Raw genomic sequence first — 4,298 nt, 5'->3', positions numbered from 1 at the left:
GGCTCTACGACACCAGCGGCCCCTATGGCGATCCGGCCTTCGAGGCGGACCTGGATCGCGGCCTTCCGCCGCTACGCCAGGGGTGGATCGACTCACGTGCCGATGTCGACAGGCTCGACGGCTCGAGCTCCGAGTACCGGCGTCAGCGGGAGGAGGATCCCGCGACCGCCGACATTCGTTTCCCGGATCTGCGCAAGCCGTTGAAGGCCCGATCGGGCGGCCGTGTGACCCAGATGCACTACGCCCGCCGCGGCGAGATCACGCCGGAGATGGAATTCGTCGCGGTTCGCGAGGGGATGGCCTCGGAGGTGGTTCGCGACGAGGTCGCCCGGGGGAGGGCGATCATCCCGAACAACGTCAACCACCCGGAGTGCGAGCCGATGGCGATCGGGCGCAAATTTCTGGTCAAGATCAACGCAAACATCGGCAACTCGGCGGTGACCTCTTCGATCGAGGAGGAAGTCGAAAAGATGATCTGGGCCACCCGTTGGGGTGCCGACACGGTGATGGACCTTTCGACGGGGGCGAACATCCACGAGACCCGGGAGTGGATCCTTCGTAATTCGCCGGTGCCGATCGGGACGGTTCCGCTCTATCAGGCGCTGGAAAAGGTCGGGGGAAAACCGGAGGACCTGACCTGGGATCTGTTTCGCGACACGCTGATCGAGCAGGCCGAGCAGGGCGTGGACTACTTCACGATCCACGCCGGTGTGAGACTGGCCTACGTGCCCATGACCGCCGAGCGGGTGACGGGCATCGTCTCCCGCGGTGGCTCGATCATGGCCAAGTGGTGCCTGGCCCATCATCAGGAGAGCTTCCTCTATACAAAGTTCGACGAGATCTGCGAGATCATGCGGGCATACGACGTCAGCTTCTCGCTGGGGGACGGCCTGCGGCCGGGGTCGATCGCCGACGCCAACGACCAGGCGCAGTTCGCCGAGCTGGAGACCCTGGGCGAGCTGACCAAGATCGCCTGGGAACACGACTGCCAGGTGATGATCGAGGGACCCGGTCACGTTCCGATGCACCAGATCAAGGAGAACATGGACCGGCAGCTCGAAGTCTGTCACGAAGCGCCGTTTTACACCCTCGGCCCGCTGACCACCGACGTCGCTCCGGGCTACGATCACATCACTTCGGCGATCGGCGCGGCGATGATCGGCTGGTTCGGCACCGCGATGCTCTGCTACGTCACCCCGAAGGAGCACCTCGGCCTACCGGACAAGCAAGACGTGAAGGAAGGGTTGATCGCCTACAAGATCGCCGCCCACGCCGCGGACCTGGCCAAGGGCCACCCCGGCGCCAAGGAGTGGGACGACGCGCTGTCCAAGGCGCGCTTCGAGTTCCGCTGGGAAGATCAGTTCAACCTGTCACTGGATCCCGAGACCGCCCGTCGTTACCACGACGAGACGTTGCCGGCGGACGGCGCCAAGGTCGCCCACTTCTGCTCGATGTGCGGACCGAAGTTCTGCTCGATGGAGATCACCCAGCAGGTGCGTGAATATGCGAAGGCGCAGAAGGTCGAGGAGAGTGCGGCGGTCGAGCAGGGGATGAAGGACAAGGCGGGGGAGTTTCGGAAGGCGGGTTCGAAGCTTTACGTGGAGTCTTGAGGTAACGGGTTCGGTCGGGTTGCCTCGGGGAAACCCGGTGATGTCAGGCTCGTGGTCATATCATGATCCCGACACCATGATCGCCTCGTGCGAGAATCCGGCCAGCCGCGAGTTGTAGCCGCACACACCCCGCGTCGCCCCGAGTCGAAATCGCTGCGGTTTGGGGGCGCATTCGGGTCAAGATCGGCCGCGTGGATGGGTTGGTGGGTTAGATGCTGGTTAGCATATCGCCCATCCTCGGACGCAGGCTCTTCGAAAACCTGGTTTGATCTTACTAGCCGCGCTGCATGGCTTTCATGGGGCAGATCTCCCTCGCCCAGATCTGATCTGAATCGCCCCGGATTTCCTAGACACGGTTTTGGTTCATTCGAAACCGCAGGTGCAGCACCCGAGCGACCCGAGCCCGAACCTGCGCAACGGCGCCGTTCCCCAGCTCCAGATCCAGATCGACTGAGTCGCCGACCGGAAGCGCCGCTTCAGTTTCAATCAACGCACCGGTGGCGCTGATGTCGACGATGCGCAGAGACGTTCTAGGGTAGCCGGTCTGTGCGGTTCCCAGCGAACGCCGTCGAGGCGAGCCGCCGGTCCGGTTCGAGGCTAGTAGATTTCATACTTAACCTGGGCGGCGCAATTCTGGGGGAAGGTCAGTCTGCCCAACGTCGGTCGGCGGAGTTAATGGACGGCAGTGCGTCCAGCAAAGGCTGGCGTGTTCAGTGGGATGAAGCCCACCGGGGTAAGAGTCAGACCCCCGTAGCTTGGGTCGCAGCAGTGGAGGAAACGAATCTGTTGAAGCCGACCGACAAAGCCATCCTCGGGATGGTGAGCGAGTCACCGGGCCGCAATGCAAGTGAACCCAAAGTGGCCTCGACAATTTATAGGATCCGGAGGCCGAGCCCCCTACTGTCGGGCGAAGGCAACATGGCCAATCGCAGGCTGACTGAGGCGATGGGTCACTCCGGCGGGGTAGTAGGGGTGGCACGGTGACAAGGACACGCCAAGCAACTGGAGAAGCCGTCCTCGTCCCGTCGAGAAATCGGCGGAGCAGGAGCGGTCGTATAACCGGCGCCCCCGGGAAATCGACCGCAGACGAGACGGTGACGGCTGGGCTCGTAGTAGCAGTGAAACTGGGTAACGCCAGTGGAGCGAAGGAGCCCTGCTGTACACAACTCCTTGGTCAACATGGAAGGCAGGGGTGAGATGACGAATGCACCCATTGATCTGCAAGACCTGAGACGAAGGATATACGTCAAGGCGAAGGCCAGACCGTCTTGGCGCTTCTGGGGACTGTACGTCCACGTCTGCAAGACAGAGACGCTTCACGCAGCGTACCGGCTGGCCAAGCAAAACAACGGAGCTCCAGGGATTGATGGAGAGACGTTCGCGGTCATTGAGGAACGAGGCGTGGGACGGTTTGTCGAGGAGCTCCGAGAGGAGCTGAGCAGCCGGACGTATCGCCCCCTGCGGGTCCGGAAGGTGGAGATCCCCAAGGACGGCGGGAAGGTCCGCGTGCTGTCGATCCCCACGATACGGGACCGGGTAGTCCAGGGAGCGCTGAAGCTCATCCTGGAGCCGATCTTTGAGGCGGATTTCCAACCGGGGTCGTATGGCTACCGACCGAAACGGAAGCCGCAGGATGCGGTGCAGCGCGTCTCGGACGCGATCATTCAAGGCAAGACGTACGTCATCGATCTCGACCTGAGGACCTATTTCGACACGGTGCGACATGACATCGTGCTGAAGCAAGTGGCTCGGCGGGTGGACGATGGGGATGTGATGCGTTTACTGCGACTGGTCATGAAGGCGACCGGGAAGCGGGGAGTACCCCAGGGTGGCGTGATTTCGCCTTTGCTCAGCAATATCTACCTCAACGAGGTGGACCGGGTGCTGGAGCGGGCGAAGGAGACCACTCGCACGGGCCAGTGGACAGCGTTGGAGTACATACGCTTCGCTGACGATCTGGTCGTCTTGGTGGACTTCCATCCGCGGCATCTCTGGCTTCGCAAAGCGGTTGAGCAGCGTCTTCGAGAGGAGTTCGCCAAACTGCACGTGGAGGTGAACGAGGACAAGACGGCGAGGGTCGACTTGCGAAGAGGGGAGAGTTTCGGATTCATGGGCTTCCGGTTTAGTCGCATTCGCAGCCCGAGGGGGCGCTGGATGCCACTGCGCATTCCGCTGCTCAAGAAGCGGACGGCGTTATTCCGTAAGCTCAAGGACGTCTTTCGTCGCTTCGAATCCCAAGCGACTCGGGGGCTGATCGAGACAGTCAATCCGGTCCTGCGCGGCTGGGTCAACTACTTTCGATCAGGACACTCCAGTCGATGTTTCTCGTACATTCGAGACTGGGTAGAAAAGAAGATTCGGCGACACCTGGCCCGCGCCCGCAAGCGTCAGGGCTTCGGCTGGAAGCGGTGGAGTAGGCGGTGGCTCTATGAGAGTCTTGGGCTTTATAGTGATTATCAAATCCGATACCACATGCCCTCGTCGAAAGCGGCTCCGGTACGATAGGTTTCATAAGTCTTGGTGCGAAGTGTGCAGGAGCGCGTAGTGCGGGAAAACCGCACGCTGCGTGCGATGTGGCGGGGGCTGGAAACGGGCTCACGGTGTGGATAGTGAGGCACTCCCAGAGGAAACGGGGAGCACGGATAGGCCACACCTACGGGGTACCGCGCCAGTCCTCGACCCTACCGG

3 protein-coding genes are annotated in these 4,298 nt (G+C 61.9%); 2 read left to right on the top strand and 1 reads right to left on the bottom strand.

Going from position 1 to position 4,298, the window contains the following annotated elements:
• Positions 1-1,610: phosphomethylpyrimidine synthase ThiC (gene thiC / locus GY725_10775; GenBank protein MCP4004669.1), on the top strand; the 1,610-nt coding region annotated here is incomplete at its 5' end.
• Between the two features lie 346 nt (positions 1,611-1,956).
• On the opposite strand, the gene GY725_10770 is transcribed toward thiC, so the two are convergent.
• On the bottom strand, positions 1,957-2,169 hold the full coding sequence (locus GY725_10770; protein MCP4004668.1) for a PilZ domain-containing protein: 213 nt from the start codon (positions 2,167-2,169) through the stop codon (positions 1,957-1,959).
• A gap of 638 nt (positions 2,170-2,807) precedes the next feature.
• Here GY725_10770 and ltrA point away from each other — a divergent pair.
• Complete coding sequence (ltrA, locus tag GY725_10765) at positions 2,808-4,115, top strand: group II intron reverse transcriptase/maturase (GenBank protein MCP4004667.1); 1,308 nt, start codon at positions 2,808-2,810, stop codon at positions 4,113-4,115.
• The last annotated feature ends 183 nt before the right edge of the window (positions 4,116-4,298 follow it).

The sequence above is a fragment of the bacterium genome, assembly GCA_024226335.1.
Taxonomy (GTDB): Bacteria; Myxococcota_A; UBA9160; order SZUA-336; family SZUA-336; genus JAAELY01.
The sequence above is the reverse complement of the archived record's forward strand: the minus strand, read 5'-3'. Positions and strand labels throughout refer to the sequence as shown.